This window comes from Streptomyces sp. DSM 40868 (assembly GCF_011820545.1).
Taxonomy (GTDB): Bacteria; Actinomycetota; Actinomycetes; order Streptomycetales; family Streptomycetaceae; genus Streptomyces; species Streptomyces eurythermus.
Genome location: NZ_CP050504.1, coordinates 7,613,949 through 7,629,934 on the forward strand (window position 1 = coordinate 7,613,949; position 15,986 = coordinate 7,629,934).

A 15,986-nucleotide genomic window follows, 5' to 3' on the forward strand; every position below is an offset into this window, starting at 1 on the left:
CCGCACGTCCGCATCCGCGCACACCTGAGCTTCGTACCGAGGAGATGGACATGACCACCGTCACCGATCCCGGCACCAGTCTCGTCATCCACCGGACCGGCCCGCGCATCGGCGCGGAGATATCCGGCGTCGACCTGACCCGCCCCGTCGACGCGGCCACCGCCGACGCGCTGCGCGGGGCCTTCCGCGACCACAAGGTGCTGGTGTTCCGCGATCAGCACCTGACCCCCGAACAGCACGTCGAGGCGGTCCGGCTGTTCGCCGAACCGTTCGACCACCCCACCGCCAAGCGCCACCCGGACCACCCGCTGGTCTACCCCTACAACGTGCGGCACACCGGCAAGGCCAGCACCTGGCACATCGGCGGCCTGTGGCGCACCCCCGCCTTCGCCATCGAGTCACTGACCTACGACGAGGTGCCCGAACTCGGCGGCCACACCCTGTGGGCCGACCTCCAGGCGGCCTACGACGACCTGTCCGAGCCCTTCAAGAAGCTGCTCGCCGACGTCAACGCGGTCTACGACGGCAACCCGGAGAACTACGCGCAGGGCAGCCGGAAGACCGCCCCGGACGAGACCACCACCGAGCACCCGGTCGTCCTCGAACACCCGCTCACCGGACGCAAGGGACTCTTCCTCAGCTCCTCCGCGCTCGGGCTCACCGGCGTCACCGCACAGGAGGGCCGGGCCCTGCTCGACCACCTCCTGCGGCACGCCGCCTCGCCGGACTACACGATCCGCTTCGGCTGGCGGCCCGGCGACTTCGTGCTCTGGGACAACCAGGCCACCTGGCACTACGCCGTCGACGACTACGGTGACGGCGCCCGCGTCTACCGCAAGGTCATCGGCGTGGAGCCGCTGCGCACCGCGTCCTGAGCGGGTACGAACGCGGCGTGGGCGCGGACGTCACCTCCCCCGTAGGTGACGTCCGCGCCCGTTCCCCCGGTGCCGGACTGTGGCCTCAGTGCCGTCCGTGTGCCGTCACCAGCACATGACCGCCGTCTCTCCCGACCCCCACGTCGAGTACAGGCGGACCCGGACGGTGTAGCGGCGGCCCTTGACGAGCCGGACCCGGACGGCGGCGTTGTCCGGCGTGCCGCCGTCGTCCCGCCCCGCGAGGAAGCGCGGCTCCCCGTCGCGCTCCTCGAAGACCACGAGCACGGTGTCGGCCTCGCCGAAGGTGCCCACGGTGTACTCGCGGGTCTCCGGCGGCTCGACGGCGAAGTCCGCCTGCTCGCCCGGCCCGAGACCGAGCGGCACCGACCGGAACGGCACCAGCGCGGCCGGCCCCGCCGGACCGGCGGGCGGATACCAGCGCAGTACGAACTCCTTGTCGGCCGGGGACGGGCTGCCGGGCGGCCGCAGCCCCCCGCGGTACTGCTCCGGCTCCAGCACCAGCCCCGGCCCGAGCGGCAGCGTCATCACCGACTGCGGATCCCACACCGAGGCCCCCGCCTCGCAGGCGTCCAGCCGGCCCAGCACATTGGTGTACGTCGTCTCCCGGCTCCAGAAGTTCGGCGGGCCGGCCAGCTCCGCGTACACCGCCTCGTCGTCCCAGTGCAGCCCCGCGTACGGGCTCTGGTGCTCGTGCACCATGCCGAGCGCGTGCCCGATCTGGTGCAGGACCGTCCCGCGCTCCCCGGGCGCGGTCACGTCCCAGCCGAGGTTCATGGTGCGCTCGCCCCGGCCCGCCGACAGGGCGTCCCGGCCCACCGCCGACCAGGACCCGGCACCGGCCTGGAACCCGATCCGCAGCTCCGCCTCGTGCCGGTCGGCGACCTCGGCGAAGGTGACGCCGATGCCGAGGTCCTGCCACTCGCGGAAGCAGTCGCGGACCACCTCCCGCTGCCCCTGACCGCCCGCCCACGGCACCCGGCGCGGCTCCCCGGCCCCGGGAACCGGGATGACCGAGGCGTCGGTGCGGGCGTCCAGGAAGCAGTAGTGCAGCACCGTGCCGTTGACCCACATCCGCCGCCCGGCGAGCAGCGCGCCCAGCCGCTCGGCGGTCAGTTCCGCCGCGAACGACGGGACCGGCTGCCGCGGAAGCGAGCAGAGGCGTCGGGTCATGCCAACAGAGTGCCGCCGGCCCCGGCCGCACACCTGAGTCGAGGGCTACTCAAGTCGCCCTGTATCAGAACCGAGTATCCGCGCTCAGCATGGTGTGAGGACTTACCGACAGGACGCGAAGACCCTGGAGCTGCCCTGGCCGTTCACCGGCCGGTCGGAGGAACTGGAGCGGGTGCGCGCCGCGTTGACCGGGGGACGGCCGGGCATCGTGGTGACCGGACCGGCGGGCCACGGCAAGACCCGGCTGATCACCGAGGCGGTCCGGGGCCTGGACCACGCCCGGGTGACCGGCACGCCCGAGGCCCGGGACCTGCCGCTCGCGGCGTTCGCGCATCTGCTTCCCGACACCGTCTCGCTGCACCGCGCGGTCCGCGCGCTGTCCGGCGTACGGGTTCTCGTCGTGGACGACGCCCAGTTGCTGGACGAGACCTCCGCCGCCCTGCTCCACCAGCTGGCCGTGCACGGCCGCACCCGGCTGATCGTGGCCGCGGCGGACGGCGTACCGGCGCCCGGCGCGGTGTCCCGGCTGTGGACCGGGGAACTGCTGCCCAGGCTGCCCCTCGGCCCGCTCCCGCACGAGGACACCGCCCGGCTCCTCGCCGGCGCCGCACTGGACCCCCTCACCGTGCGCCGGCTGCACCAGGCCTGCCGAGGCGACCTGCGCCTGCTGCGCGACCTGCTCACCGCGCTCACCGAAGCGACCCGGCCGACGCTCCTGCCGAGCCCGGCACTTACCGGGGTCGCAGCGCCGACGCCTGTTCCGGGGGCGGCGTTCGCGGGGTCCGGCGCGCCGATGTCCGTTGCGGGGGCGGCGTTTGAGGGGGCCGGCGTGCCGACGTCCGTTGCGGGGGCGGCACTTGCCCCGTCCAAGCCGCCGGCCCAGCTCCCGGGCGCCGGGCTCGTCGGCGCCGGGCTCGTCGGGGCCGGGCGGCTGGAGTCCGTTGCCGGTACCGGCGAGTGGGCCTGGCGAGGGCCGTTGCCGGTCACCCCGGCGGTCCGGGAGCGGCTGGCCCCCGCCCTGGAGCGCTCCGGTCCCGGCGAACGCGACATCCTGGACCGCCTCGCCTTCGCCGAACCCCTGCCGCTGCCGCTGGACGAGCTGGACGAGGTGGAGCTGGAGGTCCTGGAACGCCTGGAGGCGGACGGTCTGATCGACGTCGGCGAACAGGGCGCGGTCACCCTCGCCCACCCCCTGCACGGCACCGTGCTGCGCGCCACGGCCGGCCGGCTGCGGGCCCTCCGGCTGGGCCGGACGGCCCCCGCGTACGGACCGGCGCTCGACACCGAACGACACGCCCTGGTACGGCACATGGAGCGGCTGGACGTCCGTCCGCTGCCCACGCCGGTGGGGGAGTGGCTGGTGGCGCACGACGCCCCGCTGCCCGCCCGGTACGCCGAGACCCGCGCCCGGTTCGCCCGCCTGCGCGGCGAGTTGCGCGAGGCGGCGGCCTGGGCCCGGGAAGGACTGCGGTCGACTCCCTCGGACGACGGCTGCCGCGGGGAACTCCGGCTGGCCGGGGGCGGACCGGACGAGCCGGCCGGCCCGGACGACGTCCACGCCCGCTACGCCGCCGTACGCCTCGGGCAGCCCGGCCGGGCGGCCGGACGGCTGCCGGCCGGCAGCGTGCTGGCCCGGCACGCCGACGCCCTCGCCCGCGCGGACGGTCCCGCGCTGGACCGGGCCGCCGAGGCACTGGCGGAGCGGGGCTTCACGCTCTACGCGGCGGAGGCGTACGCGCAGGCCGCCCGGACGCACCGGGATCCGAGCGCCGCGAGACGTTCCCGGACCCGGGCCGTGGCCCTGGCCGGTCGCTGCCAGGGCGCGAACACGCCCGCGCTGGCCGGCCTGGTCCTCGGCGAACTCACCGCCCGCCAACGGCAGATCGTCACCCTGGCCGCGGCCGGACTGAGCAACCGCGAGATCGCCGAGAAGCTGACACTGTCGGTACGGACGGTCGGCAACCATCTGTACGGCGCCTACACACGCCTCGGCACGGGCGACCGGACCGCACTGCCCTGGCTGCTGGACGGCCCCGACCGGGAGACGGCGTGACAGTCACTGTGCGGGGAGGCGACCGGCAGGCCGTCATCGATCCAGACCGGGTTCCGCCGGGCAGGAGGTAGGCGCACTCCTGGGGCAGCAGCCAGTACTACCTCACCGACGCCCAGAACTTGGTCATCGGCCTGGTCGACACATCAGGCAAGCGCACCGCGACGTACACCTACGGGCCCTACGGCGAGCCGCGCACCAACACCGGCACCCAGCAGCCCTTCCGCTACACCAGCGCCTATCTCGACCCGACGGGTCTGTACAAGATGGGCGCCCGCTACTACGACCCCGACCTCGGCCGCTTCACCCAGCCCGGCCCCAGCGGCCAGGAAAGCAACCCTTACCTGTATGCGGCAGGTGATCCGGTCAACAGCAGTGATCCCACCGGAAATCTCAGCTTTCCTGATGTGTCGGGTGCCCTCGACTGGGCGTCCCTCACAGAGAAAATCATGAGCGGTGACGCGAAGGGGGCCGGGCCAGGTCGGTTCGTGGACACCGATGAGGTGGCGTCAGGTGTCTGTCTGCCGCAGCAGCGGGGCGATGGCCGTTGCCGTGCTCCTGTGTGAGGAGAGGCCGGTGCCGGTGCGTTCGGCGAGCCGGTTGTCGACGGTGTCGGGGTGCGGGCCGAGCGCGTGGGCGGTCGCCCGCCGGACCCGGCCGTGGCCGAGGCGGACGCGCAGCGCCTCCAGCGACTCCGGGCGGTCGGCGGGCGACCGGCCGAGGAGCCCGGCGATGCGGCGGCCGCTCCGGCCGGGCCGGGGCGGATGGGGTCCGAGGAGCACGTCGTCGAGCCGGTGCGGCCCCGGCGCAGCCCGCGGGACAAGTGCCGCAGGGCCCGCAAGGTCCCGTCCGGCATCAGACCCCGCAGACAACACTCGTCCCACCGAAGCACCGCTAGGCCGCCCCGAACGCCGCGAAGGCCCAGCCCGTCGCCTGGTGGACGGCGTCGCCCGGCAGGGCGGCGCGGGCGTCTCGCAGGGCCTCGGCCAGGGACAGGCCCGTGTCGAGGCCCTTGTGCAGGGCCAGCATCAGCGGCACCACCGCCGCGTCGTTCACCGGCGCGCTGCTCGCCACCACCCCGGCCGTGCCCAGTGGCAGCAACGCCGTGACCACGCCCAGCAGTTCGTCCGCGCCGACCGAGGCCAGGCGCGCCGTCTCGCAGCTGGACAGGATGATCCGGTACGGGCTGCGGGCCAGGCGCTCGAAGTCGTGCACGATCAGCGGCCCGTCCGCCATCCGCAGCGCGGAGAACAGGGGGCTGTCGGCGCGGAACGTGCCGTGCGCGGCCAGGTGCGCCAGGCCCGCGCCGTCCAGCTCGGCCAGCACCCGGGGCACCCGCGCCTCGTCGTCCTCCAGGACCGTCGCCGTGCCGTACCGGCCGGCCAGCTCCGGCACCTCCGCGCCGCCGGTCGCCAGACCCGGGCCGCGCACCAGCACCGGCCGGCCCCGGGGCGGCGGCTCCGTCTCCCGCGCGCGCAGCCAACTGCCCGCCGACGGCGACACGCTGAGCACCCGCTCGCGCAGCGCGGGCAGCAGCGCCCACGGCACCTGGTGCAGCGCGCCCGGTGGCACGATCACCACCGGGCCGGCCCCCAGATGCGGCACCGCGCCGGCCAGCAGCAGGTCCTGCAGCCGCCGGCCGGCCTCCTCCACCAGCGGCAGCCGCGCCTCGGCCCCCGGATGCGCCAGCCGCCGCAGCGCGGCCTGCACATGCCCGGCCTCGGCCACCGCCTGGTCCAGCGACCCGCCGGCGAACCGCCGTACCCGGCCCTGACCGCACAGCAGGACGTGCACCCGGCCGTCGACCACGACCAGTTCCACCAGCCGCCCGTCGCCGAGCCGGTCCAGCAGCCGGTCCACGTCGAAGCGGTACCCGGCGCCCGCCGCGGCGCCGCCCATGTGCCGGGTGCGGGAGCGCACCTCCCGTTCCAGGCGCCGCTGTTCGCGCTCCAGCGCCGGCACCGGGCGGCCCTCCATCCGGGCGGCCTCCGCCCGGGCCGCGATCTCCCGGTAGGCGGTCAGCCCGCTCAGCAGCGCCGGATCGTCCGGCGGCCGGGTCGGCGGCGCGGACAGTACGGTCGCCCGCCACCGTTCGCTCCACGCCAGCAGCCGCCGCGGACTGCCCTGCGCGAGGCTCACCTCCTGCGCCAGCGCGGCCAGTTCGGCGCCCTGCGCGGTCGCGTGGGCGCGCAGCTCCGAGGCGCCCAGCGTCATCCGGTGGTCGTCCAGCACGTCCAGGCCGCGCCGGCACGCCTCCAGCACGCCCCGCCGGGACCCGGCCGCCCGCGCCCGCAGCGCCGGCGCCGCCCAGCCGGTCACCCGGGCCGGCGGCGGCCCGCCGTACCGGCTGCGCGCGGCCACCGCCAAGTGCCGTTCCGCGTCGGCCGTCCAGCCCAGTGCCAGCGCGATCCGGCCGGCCAGCAGCGAGGCCTCCGGCGCGGCGGGCGAGCCGAAGGAGGCCAGCTTCTCGGCGACCGCCGCCGCGTCCGCGACCATCCGCCCCGACCGGCGCCCTGCCGCCACCCGCGCCTCGATCAGCACCAGTCGCGCGTGCGTCTCCCACCAGGTCCGGCGCTGCGCCGCGAACAGCCGTACGGCGACGGCGGCGCGGGCTATGGCGGTGTGCGCGTCCCCCGCCGAGCGGGCGGCCCAGGAGGCGGCGAGCAGCAGTTCGGCCTTGCGGGTGGACTGCCCGCCGATCCGGTCGAGTTCCGCGATCGCCGCGTCCGCCTCGGCCAGCGCCTCCGGGGCCAGCCCCGCCGCCCGCAGCACCTCGCAGCGCCGGATCGACAGGTTGTAGGTGGGGGTGCCCAGCTTGGCGTAGCGCTCCTCGGCCTCGTCCAGCAGCCGCAGCGCCGCCGGGATGTCCCCGGACCGGAAGGCGGCCAGGCCCCGGCTCTCCACCGCGTCCGCCTTGTCGTGCTCCTGGCCGGTGGTGTCCCACAGCCGCTCCGCCGCCGTGAAGTCGGCGACCGCCCGGTCCACCGCGCCGAGCGCCAGGTGCACGGTGGCCCGCAGGGTCAGCGCCCGCGCGGTCCAGATGTCGTCGGCGACCTGGCGCAGCACCGGCAGCGCCCGCCGCACGTCCTCCAGCGCCTCCCGGTGCCGGCCCAGCACCCACCACACGTAGGCGCGCCGGTACAGCACCCGGGCCCGGGTGTGCCCGCTGCCCCGGGCCACCCCCCGCTCGAACGAGGCGAGTCCCTGCCGTGTGCGCCCCGCGTGCACCAGTGCGACCCCGAGCGTCGCGAGCACGTCGGCCTCCCGGTCGGCCGACTCGGCGCGCGCGGCCAGGTCCCGGGCCCGCCGCAGGTGCCGCAGCGCGATCCGCAGGTCACCGAAGTCCCGCTGCCAGATGCCGAGTACCTGGTGGGCCACGCTCGCGTGCAGCGGTGACGGACCCGAGCGCAGCACGTGTTCGGCCCGCGCCCGGGCCTCGCCCGGGTCGGCGAACACCATGGGCAGCAGTTCGAGAATCGCCTCGCTTCCCGCTGTCACGTCTCGCATGGTAGTAGCCGGCTGTATCAGACGGCGGTCCGGCGACTCTCAACTGTCGCAGCACCGTCTACGGGGGAGGACATCACGTGGCACCACAGCGTTTCCACGAGCAGTTCCAGCACATCCAGCGCGCCCTGCCCGACGTCCCGCTGACCATGGGGCCGGACGACTCGGCGGGCTTCCTGTACGAGAAGGGGGTCGTCCTCGTCCGGGACGGCGAGGAGGCCCCGTTCGTCGAGGACGCCGTGCGCACCCACTTCACCGAGACCCAGGGCCTCGTCCCCGACCACGTACGCCGCGAGGGCCCGCAGACGGGCCGCACCGGCGTGACCCGGATCCGGGTCGGCGACCCGGCCGACGGCGAGGACACCGTGCCGCACGCCCTGCACGCCGTCCGGCAGGCCGAGGACCGGCGGGGCCGCCGGCTGGCCGGACGCAACCACGTCATGCACATCGCGGTGAACGCCTGCCCCGGCGACGAGCCGGTGCCCGTCCCGCGGACCGAATCCGCCAACCCGGCCGCCGCCGAAGGCCGTTACGACCCGGCCACCGCGGTCGGCGTCCTCGTGGTCGACACCGGCCTGGTGCACGACCACCGGTGCTGTCCGCTGCTCGCCCACACCACCGGAGACGCCCAGCGCGCCGAGACCGACGCCGACGGCGTGCTGCGCCAGTACGTCGGCCACGGCACGTTCATCGCCGGGATCCTCGCCGCCGTCGCGCCCAACACCGACATCACCGTGCGGGGAACGCTCAGCGACGCGGGCGCCGTGCTGGAGTCGGAGTTCGGCGCCCTGCTGTTCGAGGCGGTCGACCGGGACGGCTGGCCGGACATCATCAGCCTGTCGGCCGGCACGCCCAGCGAGGACGCCGACGGCCTGATCGGACTGGACGCGTTCATGCGGGAACTGCGCGACCAGCGCACCCTGCTGGTGGCCGCGGCCGGCAACAACGGCAGCGCCACCCCGTTCTGGCCCGCCGCCTACGCCGGGCTGCCCGAGTACGCCGGCAGCGTGCTGTCGGTCGGGGCGCTGCGCGCGGACGGCGAGGGCGGGGCCTGCTTCAGCAACCACGGCCCCTGGGTACGGGCCTACGCCCCCGGCGAGCGCCTCACCAGCGCCCTCACCGGCTTCCGGGTCCCGGTGCCGTACGTCTACCAGCACTCCACCTACGACTCCTGCCGGTTCGGCCCCGACGAGTACGCGTGCACCTGCCAGTACCCGCCGCACACCGGCGTGTTGAGCGAGGGCCTGGCGAGCACGGGCGGGAAGCCGGACCAGGTGATGTTCGAGGGTCCGGCGCAGTGGAGCGGCACCTCGTTCGCCACCCCGGTGGTCGCGGGGCTCGTCGCCGACCGGATGACGCGGTACCGGGAACGCGACCCGCGGGCGGCCGGCGCCGCGCTGCTGGCGGCCGCCGCGGACCGCGCCGAGGTACGCGGGGCGCGCGCTCCGGCGCTCCGCCCGCCCACCTGGCGCCCCGTACCGGCCGCGATCCCGGCGCTGCCGGTATGAGCGCCGGGACCCTTCCCCGCACGGCGTACGATGGCGTGCCGTACACAAGGGATGGAGCCGTGGACCGAACAGAGGTCGGCGCGTTGGTCCGGTCCGCCGTCGACGGGGACGCCGCGGCCTGGAAGGCGCTGGTGGAAGGGCTGAGCCCGCTGGTGTGGTCGGTGGTGCGCGCGCACCGGCTCTCGGAGGCCGACGGGCACGAGGTCTTCCAGACCGTGTGGTTCCGCTTCGCCCAGCACCTCGGCCGCATCCGGGAGCCCGACAAGGCCGGTGCCTGGCTGGCCAGTACGGCCCGGCACGAGTGCCTGAAGGTGCTCAAGGGCCTGGCCCGGCTGACCCTGACCGACGATCCGCGGGTGCTGGACCGGGCCAGCGACGAGCGCACCCCGGAGGAGTCGCTGATCGACTCGGAGGAGGCGGCGGACCGGGCCGAGCGGGTCCGCCGGCTGTGGCAGGAACTGGACGGACTGGGCGAGCGCTGCCGGCAGCTGCTGCGCGTGCTGATGGCCTCGCCGCCGCCCAGCTACGGGGAGATCTCGGCCGCGCTCGGCATCGCGGTCGGCAGCATCGGCCCGCTGCGCCAGCGCTGTCTGCGCCGGCTGCGGGCCCGGATGGACGCGCGAGGTGCGCTGTGAACGGGGACGAGGAGATGCCCGAGGGACCGGACGCGCTCGCGGACGGGCTGCTGGAGGAGGAGCTGCGGCAGGCCGCCGCCGTGCTGGACCCGGTCCCGGCCGAGCTGCTCCAGTCGGCCCTGGACGCGTTCGCGCTGCACGACCTGGACGCCCGGCTCGCCGAGCTGACCTTCGACTCGCTCGTGGACGCCCTGCCGGTCCGGGGCGCCATGGACCCACCGCGCATGCTCACCTTCCGGGCGGGCGAGGTGACCGTGGACGTGGAGGTCACCGGGGACGGGCTGATCGGCCAGCTGCTGCCGCCGCAGTCGGCGCGGATCGAACTCCTCGGCGGCCCGGGGCACGTCCGCCCGCTCACCGCCGACCCCCTCGGCCGGTTCACCGGCGGCCCGCCGCCCACCGGCCCGTTCGCCCTGCGCCTGCGCACCGGCGCGGAGGTGATCGTGACGGAGTGGCTGCGGGCGTGACACGGCAGCGGCGCGGGCCGGTGCCTTCGGGCCGGGGTCCGTGCCGCCGCCGTCGGCCACACCGTCACACCGTGTCGACCAGCCTCGCCAGGGCCGTGGCCAGGCGGTCCAGGCCGGGTCCGGCCGGGCCGCCCGGCTCCGTCATGTACGTGTCCCGGCGGATCTCCACCATCAGCGCGCCGACCCGGGCGTCCGTGCCGTAGAAGTCCAGCGGTACGTACGTCCCGGCGAACGGGCTGTCCAGTCCCGTCTCCCCGCAGCCGGCGAACGCCTCGCGAGCGGCCTCGGTCAGGGCGGGCGGGGTGTGGAAGGCGTCCGTGCCCAGGCACACCGGCGGGCGCGGGCCGGTGCCGTGCAGCTCGTAGGGGAGCGGCTCGGTGGGGTACGAGTGCACGTCGATGATCACGGCGCGCCCGGTCGCGGCCAGCCGGCCGGCCACCGCCTCGGTCATGGCCCGCGCGTACGGCCGGAAATACCGGGCCAGCAGCGGCTCCGGGTCGGTGTCCGCGGGCCGCAGTCCGGCCCGGTGCGTGGTCCGCGTGTACACGGCGCCCATTCCGACGGCCGCCATCTCCTCCCGCTCGTCCGGGAACCGCTCCGGGTCCACCACCAGCCGGGACAGCCGGTTGACGAACCGCCAGGGCCGGGTCCCGGCGAGCGCGGCGGCCCGCTCGGCCAGCTCGGCGGTGTGCGCGTCCGTGATGTGGTCCAGCTCCCGCTCCAGCCCCTCGTCGTCCAGCACGATCCCGGCGCGCACGTCGTCCGGTATCACCCGCGAGGAGTGCGGCACGTGCAGCAGCACGGGCGACTCCGGGGCGCCGGGCAGGAGGTCGAAGGAGGTCACGGGCTGCTCCAGGGGCGTGTCGGTGGCATCGTGCGTGATCACGGTGCCACACGCCACCGACAACGGACCGCGCCCCGGACGGGCGGTGCCGTCCGGGGCGCGGTCTCAGGGTGTCGCGGGGGTCAGCTCAGGGACGCCAGGACCTCGTTCCAGGTGGCCGACGGGCGCATGACCGCGTCCGCCTTGGCCTTGTCCACCTGGTAGTAGCCGCCGATCTCGGCCGGCCGGCCCTGGACGGCGTTCAGCTCGTCCACGATCTTCTGCTCGTTCGCGGCCAGGGCCTCGGCGAGCGGCGCGAACGCCTTGGCGAGACCGGCGTCCTCGGTCTGCTGCGCCAGCTCCTGCGCCCAGTACAGGGACAGGTAGAAGTGGCTGCCGCGGTTGTCGATGCCGCCCACCCGCCGGGTCGGGGACTTGTCCTCGTTCAGGAAGGTCGCCGTGGCGCGGTCCAGGGTGTCGGCGAGGACCTTGGCGCGGGTGTTGCCGGTGGCCGCCGCGTACTGCTCGAAGGACGGCACCAGCGCGAAGAACTCGCCGAGCGAGTCCCAGCGCAGGTAGTTCTCCTTGACCAGCTGCTGGACGTGCTTGGGCGCGGAGCCGCCGGCACCGGTCTCGAACAGGCCGCCGCCCGCCATCAGCGGGACGACCGACAGCATCTTGGCGCTGGTGCCCAGCTCCAGGATGGGGAAGAGGTCGGTCAGGTAGTCACGCAGCACGTTGCCGGTGACGGAGATGGTGTTCTCGCCGCGGCGGATGCGCTCCACCGACAGCTTGGTGGCCTCCACCGGGGACAGGATCCGGATGTCCAGGCCCTCGGTGTCGTGCTCCGGCAGGTACTGCTTGACCTTGGCGATCAGGTTGGCGTCGTGCGCGCGGTTCTCGTCGAGCCAGAACACCGCCGGGTCGCCGGTGGCGCGGGCGCGGGTGACGGCCAGCTTGACCCAGTCGCGGATCGGGGCGTCCTTGGTCTGGCAGGCGCGGAAGATGTCGCCCTGCGCGACCGGCTGCTCGATCAGGACGTCGCCGGCCTGGTCGACCAGGCGGACGGTGCCCGCGGCCGGGATCTCGAAGGTCTTGTCGTGGGAGCCGTACTCCTCGGCCTTCTGCGCCATCAGGCCGACGTTCGGGACCGAGCCCATGGTGGACGGGTCGTAGGCGCCGTTGGCCCGGCAGTCGTCGATGACGGCCTGGTAGACACCGGCGTAGGAGGAGTCCGGGATGACGGCGAGGGCGTCGTGCTCCTGGCCGTCGGCGCCCCACATGTGGCCGGAGGTGCGGATCATCGCCGGCATGGAGGCGTCGATGATGACGTCCGAGGGCACGTGCAGGTTGGTGATGCCCTTGTCGGAGTCGACCATGGCCAGGGCCGGGCCCTCGGCGATCTCGGCGTCGAAGGATGCCTTGATCTCGGCGCCCTCGGGCAGGTTCTCCAGGCCCTTGAGGATGCCGCCGAGGCCGTCGTTCGGGGTGAGGCCGGCCGCCTTGAGGGTATCGCCGTACTTCGCGAAGGTCTTCGGGAAGAACGCGCGCACCACGTGACCGAAGATGATCGGGTCGGAGACCTTCATCATCGTGGCCTTCAGGTGCACGGAGAACAGGACGCCCTCCTCCTTGGCGCGGGCGACCTGCGCGGCGAGGAACTTGTTCAGCTCGGCGACGCGCAGGACGGAGGCGTCGACGACCTCGTCCTTCAGGACCGGTACGGAGTCCTTCAGGACGGTGGTGGTGCCGTCCTCGGCGACCAGCTCGATCCTCAGCGTGCCGTCCTCGGCGATGACGACGGACTTCTCGGTGGAGCGGAAGTCGTTCTCGCCCATGGTCGCGACGTTGGTCTTGGACTCGGGGGTCCAGGCGCCCATGCGGTGCGGGTGGGTCTTGGCGTAGTTCTTCACCGAGGCCGGGGCACGGCGGTCGGAGTTGCCCTCACGCAGCACCGGGTTGACGGCGGAGCCCTTGACCTTGTCGTAGCGGGCGCGGATCTCGCGCTCCTCGTCGGTCTTCGGGTCGTCCGGGTAGTCCGGCAGCGCGTAGCCCTTGCCCTGGAGCTCGGCGACGGCGGCCTTCAGCTGCGGGATGGACGCCGAGATGTTCGGCAGCTTGATGATGTTGGCCGCCGGGGTCTTGGCCAGCTCGCCCAGCTCGGTCAGCGCGTCCGGGATGCGCTGGTCCTCGTTCAGGTACTCCGGGAAGACGGCGATGATGCGCCCGGCCAGCGAGATGTCGCGGGTCTCCACGGGCACACCGGCCTGCGAGGCGTACGCCTGGATCACCGGCAGGAACGAATGCGTCGCCAGGGCCGGGGCCTCGTCTGTGTAGGTGTAGATGATGGTCGAGTCAGTCACCGGGTGCTCCGCTCCACGTCTGCAACATTGCTCGACATCAAGATATCTCGTGATCGCCCTCCGCTCGACAGGGGTCCGGCCCGGGAATTCCGTGACCCGCCGTCTCCCGCTCGATCCAGCGGCAGATCACGTCCACCACGTACACGTGTTCGGTTCGGGTCAGCTCGCGGCCCCGGGGGATGCCGTGCCGGCGCTCCAGGCAGCCGCGGCAGCAGGTGGCGGTCGCGTGCTGGGCCACGAAGACCGGGTGGCCGCGGTAGGGGGTCTGTCTGCCGTCCTTGTACGGCCGGGCCGGTGCCAGCCGCCGGGCGATCAGGTCGTAGGCGTGCCACCGCAGGGTCGCCGGCCCCTTCAGCCGGGCGGTCGCGAGTTCCCGCCCGCGCAGGTGGAACCGGGCCCGGAACGGCTGCCGCGCGAGCGCGTCCAGCCGCCGGTCGAGCGCACGGGGGTCGAAAGCGGGAGAAGCCACGCCTTCCGAGCATACGACCCCTGCGGCCTCGGCCCCCGGCGCTCCGCCCCGCCCCCGGTGCCCTCGGGCCCGGCCTTTCGGCGGCCTCTCACCGTGGCTCGCAGAGGCCGTCCACCCCGGGGCCCGGGACCTTCCGCCTTGGCTTTCCGGCGGGGACGTGTCCTTCTTCGCTCGGTCTGCTGCGGGCTTTCGGCCTTGGTCGCCAGGGGCCGCCCACCCCGGGGCCCGGGACCTTCCGTCCTGGCTTCCGGCGGCGTCCCAGCAGGGGCCGTGCGCCTCACCGCTCGGTCTCCCAGCGGGTCCCTGGACCTCTCCGCCCGGCCTGCTGCGGCCTCCCCCTTGGCCCCCAGCGGCCGTCCACCCCGGCCCCGGGCCCTTCCGCGCGGGCCCCCGGCGGGGTCCTAGCGGGGCCGTGCGCCTCTCCGCCCGGTCTGCTGCGGCCCCCCGTCCTCGGCTTCCGCCGGCCTGTCACCCGGGCCCCGGGTCCTTCCCCCGCCCTTCTGCGGCCTTCGGCCCCGGCCTCTATGGCCTCGGCCTTCCACTCGGGCCGCTGTGGCCGTCGGCCTTGTGCCGGCGGCGTTCCGCCTCGGCCCGTTGCGGGCGCCGGGCAGCCTCGGTCCCGCCCTGCGCCCTTCCGTTCCGCCGACCGGGCCTCGGGCCCCGGCCCACGCCAGGGACCCCTCCAGCCCGCCCCCAGGGCCGCTTCCGGCCGGCGCCCCGAGGGGCCTCCGTACCCGGTGCCTGTACGGTCCTCCACCCGGCGCCTGTACGGTCCTCCACCCGGCGCCTCTACGGCCCTCCGCCCGGCCTCCGCACCCCCACCCGGCTCCCCGCGCACCCCGCTCGGCCCCCCCGTGAACCCGCTACCCCCGCCTACTCCGCGCCCGGAACCCCCGACACCGCGTCCTCGCCGCTGCGCTGCTGTGGGATGGTCACCGAACCCTGCTGGAGGGCCACCGTGCGGGTGGGGGCCGGGATGCGGATGCCCTCGGCGCGGTAGCGGCGGTGGAGGCGCTTGATGAACTCGTGCTTGATCCGGTACTGGTCGCTGAACTCGCCCACGCCGAGGATCACCGTGAAGCCGATCCGCGAGTCGCCGAAGGTGTGGAAGCGGATCGCGGGCTCGTGGTCGGGGACGGCGCCGGTGACGTCCCGCATCACCTCCGTGACCACCTCGGCCGTCACCCGCTCCACGTGCTCCAGGTCGGAGTCGTAGCTCACCCCGACCTGCACCAGCACGGTCAGCTCCTGTTCGGGCCGGGTGTAGTTGGTCATGTTGGCCTTGGCGAGCTGGCCGTTGGGGATGACCACGAGGTTGTTGGAGAGCTGGCGGACCGTCGTCTGACGCCAGTTGATGTCGACGACGTAGCCCTCCTCGCCGCTGCTCAGCCGGATGTAGTCGCCGGGCTGCACGGTCTTGGAGGCGAGGATGTGGATGCCCGCGAAGAGGTTGGCGAGCGTGTCCTGCAGGGCCAGCGCGACGGCCAGACCGCCCACGCCCAGGGCGGTGAGCAGTGGCGCTATGGAGATGCCGAGCGTCTGCAGGACGATGAGGAAGCCGATGGCCAGCACCAGCACCCGGGTGATGTTGACGAAGATCGTCGCCGAGCCCGCCACCCCCGAGCGGGACTGGGTGACCGAGCGGACCAGGCCGGCGACGACCCGGGCCGCGGAGAAGGTCACCACGGCGATCACCCAGACCTGGAGCACCTCGTCGATGTGGTGCTGGACGGTTCCGGTCAGCGGCAGCACGGCCGTCGCCGCCGCCGCGCCGCCCGCGATGGCCGCCCACGGCACGACCGAGCGCAGCGCGTCCACGATGACGTCGTCCCCGCTCCAGCGGGTCCGCTTGGCGTGCTTGGCCAGCCAGCGCAGCAGGGTGCGGGACATGAAGGCGAGGGTCAGGCCCGCCGCCAGGGCGATTCCGGCGAGGACGAGGTCGTCCAGGGTCAGCGCGCGGTTCACCGGTCACCTCCGGGGCGCTCGGCGGCTGCGGGAGGCCGGTTGTGAAGTCTCGTCACGTTGTCACCTGCTCGATGTCCGGGATGTGCGACCGCGCCGGCCGGCGGAACTCCGGGCTCCGGCGCGTTCGTTCATCCTG

Annotated in this window: 13 protein-coding genes; 6 read left to right on the top strand and 7 right to left on the bottom strand. The window is 74.4% G+C overall.

Translation table 11 applies throughout. From position 1 onward, the window contains the following. Positions 1–50: 50 nt before the first annotated feature. Positions 51–875, top strand: coding sequence for a TauD/TfdA family dioxygenase (locus tag HB370_RS34395; protein ID WP_030786740.1), 825 nt, complete (start codon positions 51–53; stop codon positions 873–875). Positions 876–980: 105 nt separating this feature from the next. Here the strand turns inward: HB370_RS34395 and HB370_RS34400 are convergent, their stop codons facing one another. Continuing rightward, positions 981–2,066, bottom strand: a complete 1,086-nt coding sequence (locus HB370_RS34400) for a M12 family metallopeptidase (RefSeq protein WP_030786737.1) — start codon at positions 2,064–2,066, stop codon at positions 981–983. A gap of 94 nt (positions 2,067–2,160) precedes the next feature. Between HB370_RS34400 and HB370_RS42165 the strand changes: the two genes are divergently transcribed. Both HB370_RS42165 and HB370_RS34415 read left to right on the top strand, forming a co-directional pair. After that, on the top strand, positions 2,161–4,119 hold the full coding sequence (locus tag HB370_RS42165) for a LuxR C-terminal-related transcriptional regulator (protein WP_030786733.1): 1,959 nt from the start codon (positions 2,161–2,163) through the stop codon (positions 4,117–4,119). A 119-nt stretch (positions 4,120–4,238) separates the two neighbouring features. Next, the gene (locus tag HB370_RS34415; RefSeq protein WP_348273512.1) at positions 4,239–4,682 is read left to right on the top strand and encodes an RHS repeat-associated core domain-containing protein; all 444 of its coding nucleotides are present in this window, start codon (positions 4,239–4,241) and stop codon (positions 4,680–4,682) included. Here HB370_RS34415 and HB370_RS34420 read toward each other — a convergent pair. Both HB370_RS34420 and HB370_RS34425 read right to left on the bottom strand, forming a co-directional pair. Then, positions 4,626–4,898, bottom strand: a complete 273-nt coding sequence (locus HB370_RS34420; protein WP_030786730.1) for a hypothetical protein — start codon at positions 4,896–4,898, stop codon at positions 4,626–4,628. The genes HB370_RS34415 and HB370_RS34420 overlap by 57 nt on opposite strands. A gap of 112 nt (positions 4,899–5,010) precedes the next feature. Continuing rightward, complete coding sequence (locus HB370_RS34425; RefSeq protein ID WP_244405746.1) at positions 5,011–7,623, bottom strand: CHAT domain-containing tetratricopeptide repeat protein; 2,613 nt, start codon at positions 7,621–7,623, stop codon at positions 5,011–5,013. A 77-nt stretch (positions 7,624–7,700) separates the two neighbouring features. Between HB370_RS34425 and HB370_RS34430 the strand changes: the two genes are divergently transcribed. From HB370_RS34430 to HB370_RS34440, 3 genes are read left to right on the top strand one after another with little or no spacing between them, the layout of a single operon-like run. Beyond that, positions 7,701–9,128, top strand: coding sequence for a S8/S53 family peptidase (locus HB370_RS34430; protein ID WP_030786725.1), 1,428 nt, complete (start codon positions 7,701–7,703; stop codon positions 9,126–9,128). Between the two features lie 59 nt (positions 9,129–9,187). Then, positions 9,188–9,763: a sigma-70 family RNA polymerase sigma factor gene (locus HB370_RS34435; protein ID WP_030786721.1), complete on the top strand. Its 576-nt coding sequence runs from the start codon at positions 9,188–9,190 to the stop codon at positions 9,761–9,763. 14 nt (positions 9,764–9,777) lie between these two features. Continuing rightward, positions 9,778–10,230, top strand: coding sequence for a hypothetical protein (locus HB370_RS34440; protein ID WP_244406068.1), 453 nt, complete (start codon positions 9,778–9,780; stop codon positions 10,228–10,230). Positions 10,231–10,294: 64 nt separating this feature from the next. On the opposite strand, the gene HB370_RS34445 is transcribed toward HB370_RS34440, so the two are convergent. The 4 genes from HB370_RS34445 to HB370_RS34460 form a co-directional block, all read right to left on the bottom strand. Further along, positions 10,295–11,086 carry an N-formylglutamate amidohydrolase gene (locus HB370_RS34445; protein WP_030786715.1) on the bottom strand — a complete coding sequence of 264 codons (792 nt, stop codon included), beginning with the start codon at positions 11,084–11,086 and terminating at the stop codon, positions 10,295–10,297. 110 nt (positions 11,087–11,196) lie between these two features. Then, positions 11,197–13,416, bottom strand: a complete 2,220-nt coding sequence (locus HB370_RS34450) for an NADP-dependent isocitrate dehydrogenase (RefSeq protein ID WP_030786712.1) — start codon at positions 13,414–13,416, stop codon at positions 11,197–11,199. A 37-nt stretch (positions 13,417–13,453) separates the two neighbouring features. Further along, positions 13,454–13,885, bottom strand: a complete 432-nt coding sequence (locus HB370_RS34455; protein ID WP_030786709.1) for a DUF4186 domain-containing protein — start codon at positions 13,883–13,885, stop codon at positions 13,454–13,456. 873 nt (positions 13,886–14,758) lie between these two features. Further along, the gene (locus tag HB370_RS34460; protein ID WP_030786707.1) at positions 14,759–15,850 is read right to left on the bottom strand and encodes a mechanosensitive ion channel family protein; all 1,092 of its coding nucleotides are present in this window, start codon (positions 15,848–15,850) and stop codon (positions 14,759–14,761) included. Between the last annotated feature and the right edge of the window lie 136 nt (positions 15,851–15,986).